The organism is Chryseobacterium sp. VAUSW3 (assembly GCF_002205795.1).
Lineage (GTDB): Bacteria > Bacteroidota > Bacteroidia > Flavobacteriales > Weeksellaceae > Kaistella > Kaistella yananensis.
The window spans coordinates 253,677-271,344 of the sequence record NZ_NIUY01000002.1 but is presented as its reverse complement, the minus strand read 5'-3'; the positions used below and the strand labels follow the sequence as shown (position 1 = coordinate 271,344).

Genomic DNA, 17,668 nt, shown 5'->3' with positions numbered 1-17,668 from the left:
CTGCATGAAAAAACGGAAATTTTCTGTTTCCGTTTTTTGCTGACTACTGTTCTGCTAATTTCCTGAGCACTTCGAAACCTTTGGTAAAACCATTGCTCATATGGTCCTCATATTTCTGTTCTGCGTGTACAATCGCCTGAATCTCCGTCGTATTTTCATCCACAGCCCGCAGGAAATACTGTTCTTCGGCACCGCTCCATTCCTTTACTTCGCGGCTTTGGGTATCTTCTATCCCATTATTAACTGTTCCTAAATGACTGAAAACCACTTCAAAAGGAGGGTTTATACTTTTTATGGTAGACACCATTCCGTTTCCGGCACCATCAAGAAAATAGGTTTTCCCATTGATTTCCCAGTCTGTTTTCAACTGGCAGCCTGGTGAAAAAAACTGCGTCCATGCCTCATATGTTTCCGGTGCCCAAAGCATATCCCAAACCTTCTGAATGGGTGCTTTTACGGTGGTTTTATAACTAAGTATTTCCATGATTTAGGAGTTTAAGTTGATGATTCTGATAGTTTTTTTACTTTTTCGAAATTTGAAGGATATTTAGAATTAAAGAAATCCACAAATTCATCCAAAGCATTTATTTTTCCAGTAAGAAGTGTGCCGTTTTCGTTGGATTCAAGAACATAAGTTACCGTAGAATCTCCCCAATCCTGCGGACTAAGCTCGCCATCGTAAATCCAGCCCAAGTGTTTCATTGTAAGTTCTTTGTTGGGAATGTTTTTTTCAACACTGTTGTACATTCCATTGTTCTCATCATCCAGAAACCTCATCACACTGCCTTCTTCCCAGGTTCCTTCAAAATAAGTTCCCTCATTAACCGCTGACGGCCAGTTCCTGTTATCATGCTGGGTGAAAAGCACCTTCCATACTTTTATAGCGGGTGCATTAATCTGAGTTTTAAATTCGAGTATTTTCATAACTTTTATTAAGATTGATATGCCTTTTCCAGATCTGAAATTACAATTTTCTGCATCGTCATCATCGCCTGCATTACTTTTTGTGATTTAAAGGGATCCGAATCGTTCATAAGTTCAATAAGTTTTTTAGGAACAATCTGCCAGCTCATACCGAATTTATCCTTCAGCCAGCCACACATACTTGCTCTTCCGCCATCGGCAATCAGGGAATTCCACAAATGATCTGTTTCTTCCTGGTCATTGGTCATCACGACGATAGAAATCGCCTCGTTGAAGTCAAATTTATGGTCATAAGAATTATCCATACAGAAAAAACTGTAACCGTCGATTTCGAAATGCGCATGCTGAATATTTTCCGGAATTTCATGGCTTTCGTTTCCTACGCCTTCGCCATATTTCAGGACGCTGCCAATCTTTGAATCCGGGAAAATTTTTGTGTACAATTCCATCGCTTCCATTGCCTTACCATTATTCTGGTGAATGTACATCAGCGTCGGAATTATTTTCTGTGAGCCCTGTTTTTCGCCCAGGTAAACCTGCCACGTAACACCGTATTTGTCGCGTACCCAACCGTATTTTTTGCTCCAGGGATACTCGCCGAGTTCCATTAGTACGATTCCGCCATCAGAAAGCGGTTTCCAGTATTTTTCAACCTCACTTTCTGTTTCACAAAGAACCATGAATGATACCGAAGCGTTTTTTTCAAACTGCGGACCGGCATTGAGGATCATGAATTTCTGCCCAAAAAGTTCGAAATTGATGACTACCGGTGTATCTGCTGTAACTTTTCCTCCGAAAACATCGGTATAAAATTGTGCAGCTTCGTTGCCGGTTGCATCAAACCAAAGACATGGAAATATGTTGTTTTTCATTTTTAATATGTTGTTTTTTTTATGATTTTTGAGATTTATTGTTCCTGAATTTCACTATTTTACGAATCAGCTGATAAGGTATTTCATCTTTTAAAGGAAACTGTACTGAACCTTTTCCCTGTTGATAGACTGAAAGTTCTTTTTTAAATTCTTCATGGCCCGTAGGAGTTGCATAAAATCCGATATGGTTTTTGTAGGCTGCAAAATACACCAAAGGTTTTTTATTTAAATAAAAACCCGGCATTCCGTAAGCAATTTTTTCTGTGGATTCGGGAGCTTCTTCCAGAATAATCAGTCGGATTCTATTTAAAATATCCTGCACATTTTCCGGAAACTGGGCGATATATTTTTCTGTTTCGTTCATATTTAGTCCGCATACTGCTGCAATGAATTTTTGAAATGCAGATAAGCCTGCCTGTATCGATCAAGTTCTTTCTGCGAAGAATATTTAATCCCGAAAATCTTGTTGATATTGCTTGCAGTTTCTGAAGTTGATTCATACGAACGGAAATAGCTGCCGTCTTTCGCCTGAATTGTCCATCTTTTAACAGTTAATCCGTTTATAATTTCACTTGACGAATCGGTTTTTATTTCGTTGGACTTCAGAGCGATATCTTTTGCGTCACCGCTCCATTGAGGCGAGAATATGTAAAACTGAACGCTGCCATCGGCTGAAGTGAAAACAGCGCTGTCGAAACCGGTAATACTGGTTGAAGATTTTTGAGAATTTTCTGCTTTGAATGAAAAGGGATACGCTATGTCAAACCATGCTCCTTTATATTTTTTATAAGAAAGTGGCGGCTCTTGGGGTGCTGGTTTTGCTGGCACAGCATCCTTTTGGGGTACAGATTTAGCTTCCTGATTTTCAGATTTCTTACTGCATGCAAACAAGAGTAAAATCAGGAAGACCGGAAAAACGCGTTTAGTTTTTCTCCACATACTTGTGAAAACGGTCGAGAATGGCGTACCAACCCACGCGCTGCATTTCGATGGAATTGTGCAGTTCCGGCTCGAAGATCTCGATAATTTCAGTAGTATTTTCATCAATTTTATTAAATAGAACTTCAATTTTTCTGCCGTCATCAAGGTGGCTTTTTACATATTGCAAAAGTTTTATTTCGTCGATATAGCCTGAAAAATTATAACCGAAACTTTTGTCTTTATAATCGAGGCGGTAATCGAAACGGCCACCTTCCCGGAAATCACTCAGCGCTTTGGTGCATTGCCAATTTGTTGTCGGGAAATTCCATTTTACGATATGTTTAGGATTATAAAAGTAATCCCAGACTTTATGTACAGGCTGCAAAATGGTAATTTTAATGGTAATCGGATCAGTCATGATTTTTTTAAATTCCTAAAATTAAGGAATAATTTCCATATGATGACCGAGCCCCTACCTGCTAAAAATCATTAATGCATCAATAGCAGAAAAATCTTTGTATTAAAAGATTAAAAAATCAATTATTCTCAACATACTTATGGAAGTTATCGAGGATCGCATACCAACCTTCGCGCTGCATTTCTGCAGAGTTGGCCGCTTCAGGATCGAAAACCTCTGTAACTTTCGTGGTATTGAGATCAATTTCCTGAAAATAGACTTCAACTTTTCTGCCGTCTTCCAAATAATACCGGATGAGTTTCAGCGGGATAATTTCATCGTAAATTCCCACGAAATCGAATCCGAAACTCCCGTCCTTGGCTTCCATTCTGGTTTCAAGCTTACCGCCAACGCGTAAATCATTTGAGGCTGTAGGACAGTGCCAGTCTTCACTTGCAAAATTCCAGTTCACAATATGCTCAGGCTTATTGAAATAATCCCAGACTTTCTGTACAGGTGCTAAAATTGCGATATCTATTTTTATAGGTTCCATAATTTATTTTTAAAAAGTTTCTTTTAAATTAATTAAAATTTAAAGGTAAAAATTCCAGAATAATTATCCTTTAATCATCGTCAGCAGCATTTTGAATCTCTCCACGCCGTGTAGCGAATGAGGAACTGTTGCGGGCATAATGACAGAATCACCTTCGGAAAGCGTGAATTTTTCACCACCAATGGTAATTTCCACCACTCCTTCAATTACTTCTACCAACGCATCATAGGGAGTGCTATGCTCACTGAGCCCTTCGTGCTTATCAAACGAAAATAGTGTGATATTCCCGGCTGAGTTTTTCAGCACCTGTTTGCTGACTACTCCACCCTGCGCGTAATCAATCATTTCTTTGAAATTAAGAACTGTTGCTTTTTCGAAAGTTTTTGCCATGATTTCTTATTGATTTATTGAACTTTTATTTAAAACAACGAAAGTTGAATTCCACCATCAGGTTTTCTGTTGCCTGACGGTTTCGCATCGCCAAAAACAGTTTTGCCGCCAAAACGCCAGGAATTGTTCAGTTCTTCTTCAATTACTTCTTGAATATCAAAATCCGGCGTAAAGTTTTCCTCCAGTTTGACATTAATTTCGTGAAGTTTTTTGATGGCCTGCATTTTATCTGAATTTCCCAGTTTTGATTTTTCGATTCCGGTTCTTAAGATATCCAGCGTTTCATCATAAATCTTGGTAGGAACCGGAAAAGGATGTCCGTCTTTCCCACCATGAGCAAAGGAAAACCTCGCAGGATCCTGAAATCTGGACGGTGCACCATGAATTACTTCGGAAACCAAGGCCAGACTTTGCATCGTTCGCGGACCAACACCTTTAAGCAAAAGTAAATCTTCGAAATTTTCGGGCTGCATTTCGCGGGTCATGGACAGGATTGTCCCGAGACGTTTTAAATTTACATCCGAGGCCTGCACATCATGATGGGCAGGAAGAATCAGCGAAACTTCCTTCATGATTTTTTCTGGAGGCTCGTGAGAGATTTCGATGATGTCTTTTCGGTTTTCAACTGCAGATTTGGCAGTCAAATCGAGGATGATTCCCTGGTTTTTGCCACAAATCCCCGAGTGTGGCTCATCTACAAAAGATTTTAAATTTTCAGAATGCCAGTGATACCGGCGTGCGGTTTTATCTTTTCCGCTCATTCCCTGCTGCACGACCGTCCAACTGCCTTCATCATTAAGAATAAAATTGTGTGTATAAAGTTGGTAACCGTCTTGTATTGCAGTATTATCGACTTTAGCCGACAGTTTGCTTGCTTTTACCAGCTCATTTCCATTAAGGCCGGTGAGATCTGCAATTTTCAGCAGTTCGTTTGGGGTTTCTTTAGAAAACTTTCCTTTTCCTCCGGCGATGTAGATGCCTAGTTCTTTGGAATTTGGATTAATTGCTCTTTTTAGCGCGCCCATCACCGAAGTCGTAACCCCCGATGAATGCCAGTCCATGCCCATCACCGCTCCCAGACTCTGAAACCAAAACGGATCACTCATCCGGCGAATGATTTCATTTTTCCCATAGTCGGCAAGAATTACCTCGAAAACAGCTAGCCCAAGTTTAGACATGCGTTCGTACAGCCATTGCGGAACATAGCCATAATGAAGCGGCAAATCTGCTGAACCGGAGCGTTTCATTTTATTTGTTTAGTGGTTAATTCTCATCTCGCTTTTTGCGTAGACAAAAAATCAAAGATTCTCAGGGAGAAAATCTTTGATTTCTAAGCATAAATTTAGTCGAAAGTTTACTTTACCGCGTTTAACGCAGCATCGTAATCAGGTTCGGTTGTGATTTCAGGAACCTGTTCGGAGTAAATAACATGATTATTTTCATCGGTTACAATCACTGCACGGCTTAGCAGGCCTTCCATTGGTCCGTCGGTAATTGTTACGCCGAAATCATCACCAAAACTTCCGCGAAAATCTGATAGCGTTTCTACATGATCCAAACCTTCAGCTGCACAGAATCTTCCAAGTGCGAAAGGTAAATCTTTGGAGACATTGATTACCACGGTATTTTCCAAATCGCCGGCGCTCTCGTTGAATTTTCTTGCAGACGCTGCGCAAATCCCTGTATCAATACTTGGGAAAATATTAAAGATTTTCTTTTTTCCGTCGTAATCAGATAATACTTTTACCTCGAGTTTATCATTTACCAAAGCAAAATCTTTCACTGTCAATCCATTTTCAGGCAAATCGCCGATGGTGTGTACCGTATTTCCTTTTAATGTAATCTGTGCCATAATATTATTTTTTTGTTTCTCAAAAATAGCGATATTAAGCTTAAAAATATTTGAAACAAAGGTTAAATTAATCTTAAAGTTCAGTCGTGCGCACTTTCGTACTCCTTTAAAATTCCTTAAATTTGTGTTTCTTAAATTAAAAAACAAATACTAGCATAATGTCAGAAAAATCCAAAATCGTCTACACCTGGACCGATGAAGCGCCGATGTTGGCCACCCATTCTTTTTTACCGATTGTTGAAGCTTTTACTAAAACTGCAGATATTGAAATTTCGCCCAAAGACATTTCACTTTCAGGAAGAATTTTAGCCAATTTCCCGGAATTTCTGAATGACGGCCAAAAGGTTGAAGACGCTTTGGCAGAACTTGGTAAATTAGCAACAACGCCGGAAGCAAATATCATTAAACTTCCGAATATTTCAGCATCGGCACCACAACTTGATGAAGCGATTGCAGAATTGCAGAAGCAGGGTTTTGCGGTTCCGAATTATCCGGCCGAGCCTAAAAATGCTGAAGAAGAAGCCATTAAAGCAAAATATGCAAAGGTTTTGGGAAGTGCGGTAAATCCGGTACTGAGAGAAGGAAATTCTGACAGAAGAGCACCAAAAGCAGTGAAAAATTACGCAAAAGCCAATCCACACCGAATGGGAATCTGGGCTGCAGATTCAAAGACGAAAGTTGCCCATATGAACAGCGGAGATTTTTACGGAACAGAAAAATCGCTAACTGTAGAAAACGATTCTCAGTTTAAAATCGAATTTTTCGGAAATGATGGTTCTGTAAAGGAATTGAAAGGACTTTCGCCTTTGAAAGCGGGAGAAATCATCGACACTTCCGTAATGAATCTTTCAGCGCTGAAAAGTTTCGTCGCAGATACAATTGCTGAAGCCAAAGCAGCTAACGTCTTACTTTCAGGACATTTGAAGGCGACCATGATGAAGATTTCTGATCCAATTATCTTCGGAGCGATGGTTCAGGTTTTCTTTAACGACGTTTTCACAAAATATGCAGATCTGTTCAATGAACTTGATATCAATCCGAATAACGGACTTCAGGATTTATTTGATAAAATCGCAGGCAATTCTCAGGAAGCTGAAATTAAGGCCGACATCGAAAAAGCTTTGGCTAACGGACCGGCTGTAGCGATGGTAAATTCGGATAAAGGAATTACCAACTTCCACGTACCATCCGATATTATTGTAGATGCTTCTATGGCTGCACTCATCAGAGGTGGCGGTAAAATGTGGAATAAAGAGGGCAAGGAAGAAGATACCATCGCCATGATTCCGGACAGAAATTATGCGGGATTCTATCAGGCTGCAATTGACGATATGAAGAAAAACGGAGCACTCGACCCACGCACCATGGGTTCGGTTCCGAATGTTGGTTTAATGGCCCAGAAAGCTGAAGAATACGGTTCTCACGATAAAACCTTCCAGATGACCGCGGACGGAAAAGTAAAAGTTTCTGACGCGGACGGAAATATTTTCATGGAACAGGATGTTCAGAAAGGCGATATTTTCAGAATGTGCCAGGTGAAAGATGCACCAATTCAGGATTGGGTGAAACTTGCCGTAAACAGAGCAAGACTTTCCGACACTCCGGCAATTTTCTGGCTTGATGATCAGAGAGCGCACGACCGCGAAATGATTAAAAAAGTTGAGAAATACTTAAAAGATTACGATACCACAGGCCTCGATATTCAGATTTTGAGCGTTGTTGACGCCATGACTTTAACTTTAGAAAGAATCAGAAAAGGTTTGGATACTATTTCTGTTTCAGGAAATGTATTAAGAGATTATTTGACCGATCTTTTCCCGATTCTTGAGCTTGGAACATCCGCAAAAATGCTTTCTATCGTTCCGTTGATGAATGGCGGCGGACTTTTCGAAACCGGAGCCGGAGGTTCTGCACCGAAACACGTCGAGCAATTTATAGAAGAGGGTTATTTACGTTGGGATTCTCTGGGTGAATTTATGGCTTTACAAGCAAGTTTAGAGCATTTAGCACAGACTCAGAACAATGAAAAAGCACAGATTTTAGCAGATGCGTTGGATGTAGCGAACGAAAAATTCCTTGCGGAAGACAAATCTCCGGCAAGAAAAGTGGGATCTATCGACAACAGAGGTTCACACTTCTATCTGGCGATGTACTGGGCAGAGGCTTTAGCCAACCAGACTAAAAATGCTGAGATGGCTGCAATTTTCCAACCAATTGCAAAAGCGATGTTTGAAAACGAAGCTAAAATCAATGAAGAACTAATCGGAGCTCAGGGCAAACCACAGGACATCGGTGGATACTACAAGCCAGATTTCGGCAAAACCGATGCAGCGATGAGACCAAGCGCAACATTGAATGAGATCATCAAAACAATATAAGTTTGACTATTTAACCTCAGACTGAAAATAAAAACTTCCCGAATTTCCGGGAAGTTTTTTTTTATTTCAGCTCATCAATGATTTTATAAATCTGGTTGAAATATTTTCCATAATACCGTTGAAACCAAAACTTACCGAAAAAATACAGCGCACCTAATGTCCCGATGCAGGTGGCCAGAAACGTAAGGATAAATCTCAGACCTGTAATCTCCTTCAGAGGCGGCGAATATTCAAAAACCAGCAGCATCTCGCACACCACAAACGGTGCAAACGCAATATAAAAAGCCATATAATATTGCTCATTAAGCTTAAACTGGTATTTTAAATCCTTGAGTGCATCCCATGTGTTCAGGTTAATGGTACTGATATTTTTATAAAGCTGAAAGAATTTAAAGAAATAGAAACTCGTAATCAGCATCATGGTGGCCACCAAAGTGATAATATAGACTTTGAATTTGAAAAAATGCATATCGACCAGCAGAAAGAACAGAATTATGAGTACAAAAATTACTGCGGTCCAGTAAAACTCTTGTCGCATATTCTTCCGTATTTTTTCAAGCGGAAGATGTATTTCGTTTTGTTTTTCGGTTGAAATTTCGGGAGTTTCAGCGATATTTTCGTTGCTCCACAGTTGTTTTAAGTGATTTAATTCCATAACCTTAGTGATTAATGAGTTCTTTTAGTTTTTCTTTGGCGCGGTTCAGTTTTACTCTTGCATTTACTTCGGAAATCCCGAGCTGTTCGGCCATTTCTTTTCCGGAATAGTTTTCCAGGTAATAAAAAATCAGGGCTTTATCGATGGCATTAAGCTGGTTAATCGCACGGTACATTTTCTGGAGTTTCAGTTCCTCTTCATCGTTATAATCTTCATGTTTTATTTTAAAATCTGCGACTTCATCGTTTTTAATGAAACTTCTTTTCTTTTCAGACTTTAAAAATACAATTGCGGTATTCAGCGCGATCCTGTAAAGCCAGGTAGAAAAAGCGCTTCTGCCTTCGAAAGACGGATAAGCCTTCCAAACCTGGAATGTAATTTCCTGGAAAAGATCTTTCTGGTCGTCGAAATTATCCATGTACATTTTAGAAATCTTGAAAATCACCCCTTTGTGTTTTTCTATTCTTTCTAAAAATTCTTTTTCCACTGTTGGCATCATCATACAGTAATCTGTGAAGTAAGTAGCAATTTAAAATATTTGTTACAGAAATATTCTGCGTGAACGAAAAAAAACCTTTCTGCACACAACAGAAAGGCTTTGTATTTAGTAATCAATCATTAGAATATTACATCATTTTAAGATTGTTCACTTCGAGATCGGTAAGAATTCTCCAGTGTCCGCGCTTAATATTTTTCTTGGTTAATCCTGCGAACATTACCCTGTCGAGTGCTTCAACTTCGTAACCTAACCTTTGGAAAATTCTTCGCACTACCCTGTTCCAGCCGATGTGGATTTCAATTCCCACTTCGTTTTTTGGTTTTCCTTCGATATATGAAATACTGTCGACTTCAGCGACACCTTCTTCCAAACGGATTCCTTCTGCAATGGCGTTAAGATCGGCTCTGTCGAGTTTTCTGTCTAAAGTAACATGATAAATTTTCTTCATGTTGAAGGAAGGATGCGTTAATTTTTTGGTCATGTGTCCGTCGTTGGTCAACAGAATAACTCCGGTGGTAGAACGGTCGAGCCTACCCACAGGAAAAAGTCTGTACGGTGATGCATTTGCCACCAAATCCATTACTGTTTTTCTGGCTTTTTCATCTTTTGTAGTTGAAATGTAACCTTTTGGCTTATTTAAAAGTACATACACTGGTTTCTCCGGTGTAATTCCCTGTCCGTCGAAAATTACTTTATCGGTTTTTTGAACCTGATAGCCCATTTCTGTGACTACTTTTCCGTTCACCTGAACCAATCCCTGGGTGATCAGTTCATCGGCTTCTCTTCTGGAGCATATTCCGGAATTGGCGATATATTTATTTAAACGGATGCTTTCTTTTGGCGTTTCTTTGGCGAGTTTATCGAATCTTCTTTTCTGAACAAAAGATCTGGTTTTCTCGTTTTCACCCTGTGGTCTCTCGTAATTTTTGAAAAGTTTAGTTCCAGATTTCCGGTCTCCTTTTTCGTATTTATCGCGGGTATCGAATGATTTTCCGGACCTTTTTCCTGCCGGTTTGCGGGAGGCGGATTTATCAAATGTTTTTTCGAAAGATTTCGCCTCAGATTGCGACATCAGTCTTGGTTCTCTAGGTTTCTTAGGTTCTTTTGCAGGTTTTCTATCCTCAGTATTTTCATGCTTTGAGACGCGGGCACGTGAAGGAGCTGGTCTTGAACTTCCAGAGTTGGAAATTTTAGAAATTCTTACTTTTTTGGGTTTGTTGTTGCTGTTTCGATCTCGGCTCATTGTCTGAAAAATTTTTGCAAAGATAAAACTAATTCGCTGATATATCGACAATTCTTTTTAAACGGCTCAGATTCAACCATTAAGTATTGAAATAAATACATTTAAAGAGAAGTAATTTTTTTAAAATCTTTCAATGATACCATCCAGCAGCATGGCAATAATTCCGACAAAAACCCAGATCCTAAAAATATTGAGTACAATAAAATTCGACTTTTTCACTGAACTTAAGAGAAGATAAACCGACAAAATGATTACAAATAACCCGGCGGCAAAATAAAGTGGTAAAATGCTGTGAATTCCGGTATTGTTGATAATCAGCATTGAAACAGTAAATAACAGGACGGAAAGAGCCACAACAACATTCACTGCATTGTGCGTTCCAAAAGTATTGGGAATCGTCGTATAACCAAAAATTTTATCCGCATTTTTGGTTAAAATATCTTTCACGATATCGATCATCAAAAGCATCACAAACAGAAAAACTGCCATAAGAAATACTTTTCCCGAAAATGTATGGTAATAAACCATCATCCCAAAGAAAGGATAAAGTGTCAAACTCACAAAAGTGATGTTATTCAGTATAAGAATTTTACTGAGTTTATGGCTGTAAAACCACATAAAAAACTGATAAATCAGGAAAAAGTAGAAAACCCGCTGCGAAATAAGAAACGCCGTGGTAAGCGAAATTGCGACTAAAATTAAATAGGCATAAAGAAAATATTTCTGCTTTAAGAAATTCTGAATCTTAGTCCGGAAAGGCTTTGTAAGTTGATCTTTTTCACGGTCGTAGAACTGGTTGATAATTCCGCCCGCCAAAATGCTTAAAACGGTGCAGAAAATAATCCCGTGAACTTTGAAATCGAAAACAAAATCCCTCAGACTCTCTTCCTGATTAAAAAGAAAAAAGGTGGAAACGTATAATGCAAACGTAAGTAATACCGCGACGAAAATACGTGCTCCGAGGAGAAAGCCAACAAGCTGCGATGTTCTGTAAAAAATAGGTTTTTTCTTCATTTAAGCCCGCTTCAGATAAAAACAATTATTTTTTACGATATGAAAATTCTAGAATCTGTAGATGACTTCTTTCTGAAATCCTTCAAGCATTTTTTCTGCCTTTGCGTAATCTTTGGTGAAACCCAAAATATAACCACCGCCACCGCTGCCACAAAGTTTAAGATAATAAGCGTTGGTATCGAGGCCGTTTTTCCAAGCTTTATAAATGCTTTCCGGAATCATTGGTTTGAAATGTTCGTAAGCCCAAACCGACAGATTTTTAAGATTTCTGAAAAACGGATTCATTTCTTTTTTCAGGAAAGCATCGATACAGGCATTATTGTAGCGGATAAATTCTTCTTTCATGGTCTTACGAAAGCCCTCGGTTTTCATTTTTTCAAAGAAAATCTGAACCATAGGACCAGTTTCGCCGGTCATTCCTGAATCGATTAAAAAAATCGCGCCTTTGCCCTCTTCACTTTTCGGAATAGAAACCCGGTCAACATTTTCTTTATTTTCGATAAGAATCGGAAGATTCATGTAGCAAATTAAAGGATCGATGCCTGAACTTTTACCATGAAAATAACTTTCCAAGATGCCAAAAACTTTTTTAAGTTCCTTTAGTTCACTTTTGGAAATACTTTCGGGTGTATATTTTATGAAAGAATATTTTTCGAAAATTGCAGCAACTAAAGCACCGGAACTTCCTACGCCATATCCCTGTGGAATATTCGAATCGAAGAAAAGTCCACCAGCAATGTCTTTTTGAAAATCAGCGATGTTGAGTTTAAATTTTTCATCCAACTCAATATTCATTAGATAATCTGAATATTTTTTAAGGGATAAATTCGACTTTCTTTCGAATTCGCTGCTTAGATCAGAAAACTTCAACGTTCCTTTATAGAAACTATAAGGTACCGTGAGACCCTGAGAATCTTCGATAATACCGTACTCACCGAACAAAAGGATTTTAGCGTAAAAAAGTGGATTCGTCATTCTTTAATTTAATCCGTTGATTTTCAGTTGCAAATTTACAAAAAATATCTTTAGAAATATATTGTGTGATATTCAAAAATAGCGCCAGAATACTGCAATATTTTTAAACAGTCAAATACTTATTTTTCTTTTACCATTTTTACCTTTAAAAAGCGAATCAATACCAATCCTGCAAAGAAAAATATCGACATTGAAAGGGCTGCAAACCTCATATTATGGTACTTCTCGATCATTGTCGCAAAAATGAAAGTTCCTAAAATGATCGCCAGTTTTTCCAAAACATCGTAAAAGCTGAAAAAGGTAGTGTTATCCATGGAATCTTCCGGCAGTAATTTTGAATAGGTAGATCGGGACATTGCTTGTAAACCACCCATTACAAGTCCGATAATTCCTGCAATTCCGTAAAACTGATATTCAACATTTGGATTTTCTTTGTTAAGATAATAAGCTGATAAACAAGCTACAATCCACAAAATAATTGCAATTGAAATAACATTTTTATTGCCGATTTTTCTTGATAACCAAGAGAAGAACAGCGCACCAAAAATAGCTTCAATCTGTATGAGCAACAAAGTAAGGATCAATTTATCCTGCTCGAGATTGATTTCGCTTTTGCCGAAGAGCGTAGCCATTAAAAAAATCGTCTGCATACCGACACTGTAAAAGAAAAAACTGGAAAGGAAAAATTTCAGATTGCGGTCTGCAAACAAAGATCTTCCGACTTTGAAGAGTTCGCGGAAACTCTGTCGCGCAATATCAATATAGAAATCGATATTGTCTTTTAAAACTTCCCAGAAACCGCCCTGTTCTTCGTGTTTTTTAAATATATTTTTATAATTGAGCAACACCAGATCTTTCGGCAACTGGTCTTTTACATTCCCGAACTGTGGCAGATGCTTGAAGGTGTACTGTGCAAACCCAAACCACCAGGCTCCTGTAATAAGGAAAGAAATGCGGGTGTACATTTTAGCTTCCTCCGGAGTTTTTGCGAAAACCTGAATCAAAACAAGACATATTACGACCAATACTACAGATCCTAAATATCCGTAAACATATCCTTTGGCAGAAAGCGCATCCTGTTTGTCCGGTGTTGCAATATCGGGGAGAAATGAGTTATAAAATACCAAACTGCCCCAAAAACCTACGCTCGCCGTAACACTGAAGAGCAGTCCGAGAAAAACATTCTGCATGCCTGTAAACATGGCCAATCCCATACAGGAAGTTGCACCTAAATAACAGAAAAACTGCAGAAAAGATTTTTTGTTCCCGATGGTATCGGCAAGAGAAGAGAGAATTGGTGAAAGCAAAACTACAATCAGAAACGAAATCGTAAGCGAATAGCCGTAAATCGCATCCGGCTGGTATTGCTTACCAAATAACGTAATCATATGTCTTACCGGAACTTTTATCCATTGCCCAGTTTCTGCAACATATTCGCTTTTTTCTGTCGCAGTGGTAAGAATCGAATAATAAATCGGAAAAATGGTTGAAGTTATTACCAAAGAATATACTGAATTGGCCCAGTCATAATAAGCCCAGGCTTTCATGATTTTGGGATTATTCTTAATGTTTTGGTTCGTAAGATTATCGTTATCGGGCATTGGAATAGTTTATTAATGAACAAAAATAGAAAAACCATTAAGAATCTGATGAAAAAATTCATTAATAATTCTTAATGGCTTCATTATTAAAGCGAATGTGCAGAGTACAGTTTATAGATTCTCGATCACCATCGCACTTGCACCTCCGCCACCGTTGCATATTGCCGCGGCACCATATCTTCCGTTGTTTTGTTTAAGAACGTTGATTAGAGTAACAATAATTCTCGATCCTGAACTTCCGAGCGGATGACCCAGGGAAACCGCACCTCCGTTTACATTTACTTTCTCAGCATCCAGTCCCAAAATTTTATTGTTTGCCAAGCCTACAACCGAAAAAGCCTCATTAAATTCAAAGAAATCAATATCTGAAATTTCAAGACCTGCTTTTTTAAGCGCAATTGGTAAAGCTTTAGACGGAGCGGTGGTAAACCATTCCGGTTCATGAGCTGCGTCAGCATAAGAAACGATTTTCGCCAAAGGTTTTAAACCTAATTCCTCCATTTTTTGTTTGGACATTAAAACCAAAGCCGAAGCACCGTCGTTTAATGTTGAAGCGTTTGCCGCAGTTACGGTTCCATTTTCTTTTTGGAACACTGTTGGTAAAGTATCGATTCTGTCGAAGTTTACTGATTTGTACTCCTCATCTTCTGAAAAAATAATCGGCTCCCCTTTTCTCTGCGGAATTTCAACCGGAACTACTTCATCATTAAATTTACCTTCGCTCCACGCTTTTGCCGAACGCTTGTATGATTCAACCGCGAAGTTATCCTGGTCTTCTCTTGTTATTTCGTATTCTGCTGCACATTTTTCTGCACAAACACCCATGTGAACCTTGTTGTAAACATCTGTCAAACCATCGAAAACCAAACCGTCCTGCATTTTAACATCTCCTAATTTGGTTGAATTACGTGCGTTAAAATAATGTGGGACTGAAGACATATTTTCCATTCCACCAGCCACGATGATATCCTGGTCGCCCGCTTTAATAGACTGTGCACCCATCATTACCGCTTTCATCCCGGAAGCACAAACTTTATTGATTGTTGTAGAAGGCGTTTCATTAGACAAACCTGCTCCCAAAGCTGCCTGGCGTGCCGGCGCCTGTCCTTCGCCTGCCTGAAGAACATTCCCCATATATACTTCCTGAACCATTTTCGGATCAAGATTAATTTTTTCTAACGCTCCTTTAATTGCTGCTGACCCTAATTTTGTTGCAGGAACTGTGGATAAACTGCCCAGAAAACTGCCCATTGGCGTACGAACTGCCGATACAATGAATACTTCTTGCATGTGTGATTTTTAAAATTTTAATACGGCAAATTACAAAAAAAAACACACTTTAAAAAAAGTGTGTTTTGCTTTATTCAAGGCGAAATTTTAATGTTTTACGTCGGCTAAAACTTCCGGATTATGTTTGTGTTTGAACAATATTGCAAATAATATCGCAACGACAAAAGCGTAGATGGCAAAAACAAGCCAGATTTCGTGCCACGCTTTTCCACCATCTTGAGTAGTAAAGAAGCTTGAAATAGCCCAACCACTCACAGCACTTCCAAGGATTGCTCCGAAACCATTGGTCATCATCATAAACAGACCTTGAGCAGAGGAACGTATCTTACTGTCGGTAGTACTCTCAACAAATAAAGAGCCTGAAATATTAAAGAAATCAAATGCCATCCCATAGATAATATTGGACAGAATAATCAACAACAAACCGAACCCTTCCGGAGCTCCCGCTGAGAAAAATCCAAAACGAAGAACCCATGCAAACATCGAGATCAGCATTACTTTCTTAATTCCAAATTTATAAAGGAAGAATGGAATTGCAAGGATAAATAAGGTTTCTGAAATCTGCGAAATCGAAATTATCATAGTAGAATACTGCACCACTGCAGAATCTTTAAATGCTTCCACACTACCGAAATCTTTCAGGTAGGTGTCTCCGTACATATTCGTCAGCTGAAGCGCTGCACCCAAGAACATTGAAAAAATAAAGAAGAGCGCCATTTTTCTCTGCTTAAAAAGACTGAACGCGTCCAGACCAAGCTTCTGGGTAATTGTAGCATTTTGACTTATCAATCTTGGCGGCGGACATTTAGGTAAAAAGAAAGCAAAGATTCCTAATATGATGGCAAAAATTCCCGCAAGATAAAATTGGTTTGCATTCAGCGAGTTTCCAAAAATATTGGCAAGTGAATTACCTACGCTGATTCCAAAATCAGAAAATGATTGTTCATCACTAAAAATATTGGTAGTCCACATGGCGGCGATAAAGCCTATTGTACCCCAAACCCGAATAGGCGGAAACACTTTTACCACGTCATAATGACTGTCTTTTAAAAGCTTATAAGAAATCGAGTTCGAGAGTGAAAGTGTTGGCATATAAAAACACATTCCTATTAATAAAATCCAAAAAAATGTTGTAGGATCATCTGTTTTAGCCAAAAGAAAAAGTGTGACACCATACAAAATGTGGAGAGCTCCGTAAAGTTTTTCAGCATTAATCCATTTGTCTGCAACAATTCCCATTAATGCAGGCATAAAAATGGAAGCTATTCCTAAAGTTGAAAAAACGGCACCAAACTCAGCCCCACTCCATTGTTTATATGCAAAACCATAAGTTCCTAAGGTTGTAAGCCACGCTCCCCACACAAAAAACTGCAGAAAGCTAACAATGGTAAGTCGTAATTTTAAATTCATAGTTTAATTATCAATATTATTCAATCTTCTTATTTCTCTTTTTTATTTCCTGCTGAAGCTCCATCGCAGCATCAAAGTCTTCATCTTTCACCGCTTCTTCCAGAAGTTTCTGAAGATCCTGTAAAGTGAGGGAAGCCAAATCTCCTTCTGCAGATATTTGTTCTGAATCGCTGTCCTGAGGTGCAGGCTCTTCAAGTTCCAGAAGGATTCCCGCCTCGCTCAGTACCTGAGGAGTCGTATAAATCGGTGCATCGAAACGTACAGCCATCGCGACTGCATCCGAAGTTCGTGCATCCATTATCAGCTCTTCGTTATTAGTTTTGTTCTTAAAATTCAGATTTGAAAAAAATACCCCATCGATAATTTGGTAAATAACAACAGAAACCAGCTCATAATTGGTAATCGACACAAATTTGGCAAACAAATCGTGAGTTAACGGGCGCGGCGGATGAATATCTTTCTCTAATCCCAAAGAAATAGACTGGGCCTCAAAATTTCCTATCACTACAGGCAGTTTCACTTTGGTTTCCTCATGCTCCAAAAGGAGTGCATAAGCACCGGACTGTGTTTGGCTGTAAGAAATCCCGCGTATGATTAATCTTTTGTAATCCATAGCTACAAATATAATTGAATTTTTAGATTTGAAATTAGTTTAAAAATATTTATTGAAATACTTGATTAAAAACAGCATTTT

The 17,668-nt window shown here is 38.7% G+C and carries 20 protein-coding genes; 1 reads left to right on the top strand and 19 read right to left on the bottom strand.

The annotated features are described in order from the left end of the window. Positions 1 to 43: 43 nt before the first annotated feature. From CDW55_RS06485 to tpx, 10 genes are all read right to left on the bottom strand, one after another. Positions 44 to 484 (bottom strand): SRPBCC family protein, encoded by a 441-nt coding sequence (locus tag CDW55_RS06485; protein WP_088468952.1) that lies wholly within the window; start codon positions 482 to 484, stop codon positions 44 to 46. Positions 485 to 495: 11 nt separating this feature from the next. Further along, positions 496 to 924 (bottom strand): SRPBCC domain-containing protein, encoded by a 429-nt coding sequence (locus CDW55_RS06480; protein WP_088468951.1) that lies wholly within the window; start codon positions 922 to 924, stop codon positions 496 to 498. An 8-nt stretch (positions 925 to 932) separates the two neighbouring features. After that, positions 933 to 1,796, bottom strand: a complete 864-nt coding sequence (locus tag CDW55_RS06475; protein WP_088468950.1) for a VOC family protein — start codon at positions 1,794 to 1,796, stop codon at positions 933 to 935. 19 nt (positions 1,797 to 1,815) lie between these two features. Beyond that, on the bottom strand, positions 1,816 to 2,160 hold the full coding sequence (locus CDW55_RS06470; RefSeq protein ID WP_088468949.1) for an iron chaperone: 345 nt from the start codon (positions 2,158 to 2,160) through the stop codon (positions 1,816 to 1,818). A 2-nt stretch (positions 2,161 to 2,162) separates the two neighbouring features. After that, a complete protein-coding gene (locus tag CDW55_RS06465; RefSeq protein ID WP_088468948.1) occupies positions 2,163 to 2,735 on the bottom strand; it encodes a hypothetical protein in 573 nt (190 codons plus the stop codon). Then, entirely contained in the window at positions 2,719 to 3,135 is a 417-nt protein-coding gene (locus CDW55_RS06460; RefSeq protein WP_088468947.1) for an SRPBCC domain-containing protein, read from the bottom strand. The genes CDW55_RS06465 and CDW55_RS06460 overlap by 17 nt, the downstream gene beginning before the upstream one ends. A 118-nt stretch (positions 3,136 to 3,253) precedes the next feature. Continuing rightward, entirely contained in the window at positions 3,254 to 3,667 is a 414-nt protein-coding gene (locus tag CDW55_RS06455; protein ID WP_088468946.1) for an SRPBCC family protein, read from the bottom strand. A gap of 63 nt (positions 3,668 to 3,730) precedes the next feature. Further along, positions 3,731 to 4,057, bottom strand: coding sequence for a cupin domain-containing protein (locus tag CDW55_RS06450; protein WP_088468945.1), 327 nt, complete (start codon positions 4,055 to 4,057; stop codon positions 3,731 to 3,733). A 29-nt stretch (positions 4,058 to 4,086) separates the two neighbouring features. Continuing rightward, a complete protein-coding gene (locus tag CDW55_RS06445) occupies positions 4,087 to 5,304 on the bottom strand; it encodes a DUF763 domain-containing protein (protein WP_088468944.1) in 1,218 nt (405 codons plus the stop codon). Between the two features lie 107 nt (positions 5,305 to 5,411). Further along, positions 5,412 to 5,909 (bottom strand): thiol peroxidase, encoded by a 498-nt coding sequence (gene tpx / locus CDW55_RS06440; RefSeq protein WP_088469530.1) that lies wholly within the window; start codon positions 5,907 to 5,909, stop codon positions 5,412 to 5,414. A 158-nt stretch (positions 5,910 to 6,067) separates the two neighbouring features. Between tpx and CDW55_RS06435 the strand changes: the two genes are divergently transcribed. Then, positions 6,068 to 8,287 carry an NADP-dependent isocitrate dehydrogenase gene (locus CDW55_RS06435; RefSeq protein ID WP_088468943.1) on the top strand — a complete coding sequence of 740 codons (2,220 nt, stop codon included), beginning with the start codon at positions 6,068 to 6,070 and terminating at the stop codon, positions 8,285 to 8,287. A 61-nt stretch (positions 8,288 to 8,348) separates the two neighbouring features. Here CDW55_RS06435 and CDW55_RS06430 read toward each other — a convergent pair whose 3' ends face one another. From CDW55_RS06430 to CDW55_RS06390, 9 genes are all read right to left on the bottom strand, one after another. Beyond that, entirely contained in the window at positions 8,349 to 8,942 is a 594-nt protein-coding gene (locus CDW55_RS06430; protein ID WP_088468942.1) for a hypothetical protein, read from the bottom strand. Between the two features lie 4 nt (positions 8,943 to 8,946). Continuing rightward, positions 8,947 to 9,438, bottom strand: a complete 492-nt coding sequence (locus tag CDW55_RS06425) for an RNA polymerase sigma factor (protein ID WP_088469529.1) — start codon at positions 9,436 to 9,438, stop codon at positions 8,947 to 8,949. Between the two features lie 130 nt (positions 9,439 to 9,568). Beyond that, positions 9,569 to 10,684 carry a pseudouridine synthase gene (locus CDW55_RS06420; protein ID WP_410492771.1) on the bottom strand — a complete coding sequence of 372 codons (1,116 nt, stop codon included), beginning with the start codon at positions 10,682 to 10,684 and terminating at the stop codon, positions 9,569 to 9,571. Between the two features lie 120 nt (positions 10,685 to 10,804). Beyond that, the gene (locus CDW55_RS06415; RefSeq protein ID WP_088468941.1) at positions 10,805 to 11,698 is read right to left on the bottom strand and encodes a UbiA family prenyltransferase; all 894 of its coding nucleotides are present in this window, start codon (positions 11,696 to 11,698) and stop codon (positions 10,805 to 10,807) included. A gap of 48 nt (positions 11,699 to 11,746) precedes the next feature. After that, entirely contained in the window at positions 11,747 to 12,673 is a 927-nt protein-coding gene (locus tag CDW55_RS06410) for a mevalonate kinase (RefSeq protein ID WP_088468940.1), read from the bottom strand. A 119-nt stretch (positions 12,674 to 12,792) separates the two neighbouring features. Further along, on the bottom strand, positions 12,793 to 14,274 hold the full coding sequence (locus CDW55_RS06405) for an MFS transporter (RefSeq protein ID WP_088468939.1): 1,482 nt from the start codon (positions 14,272 to 14,274) through the stop codon (positions 12,793 to 12,795). A 111-nt stretch (positions 14,275 to 14,385) separates the two neighbouring features. Then, a complete protein-coding gene (locus CDW55_RS06400; protein WP_088468938.1) occupies positions 14,386 to 15,564 on the bottom strand; it encodes an acetyl-CoA C-acyltransferase in 1,179 nt (392 codons plus the stop codon). Positions 15,565 to 15,651: 87 nt separating this feature from the next. Further along, positions 15,652 to 16,974 carry a nucleoside permease gene (locus CDW55_RS06395; RefSeq protein ID WP_088468937.1) on the bottom strand — a complete coding sequence of 441 codons (1,323 nt, stop codon included), beginning with the start codon at positions 16,972 to 16,974 and terminating at the stop codon, positions 15,652 to 15,654. A gap of 16 nt (positions 16,975 to 16,990) precedes the next feature. Then, positions 16,991 to 17,587 (bottom strand): bifunctional nuclease family protein, encoded by a 597-nt coding sequence (locus CDW55_RS06390; protein WP_088468936.1) that lies wholly within the window; start codon positions 17,585 to 17,587, stop codon positions 16,991 to 16,993. Between the last annotated feature and the right edge of the window lie 81 nt (positions 17,588 to 17,668).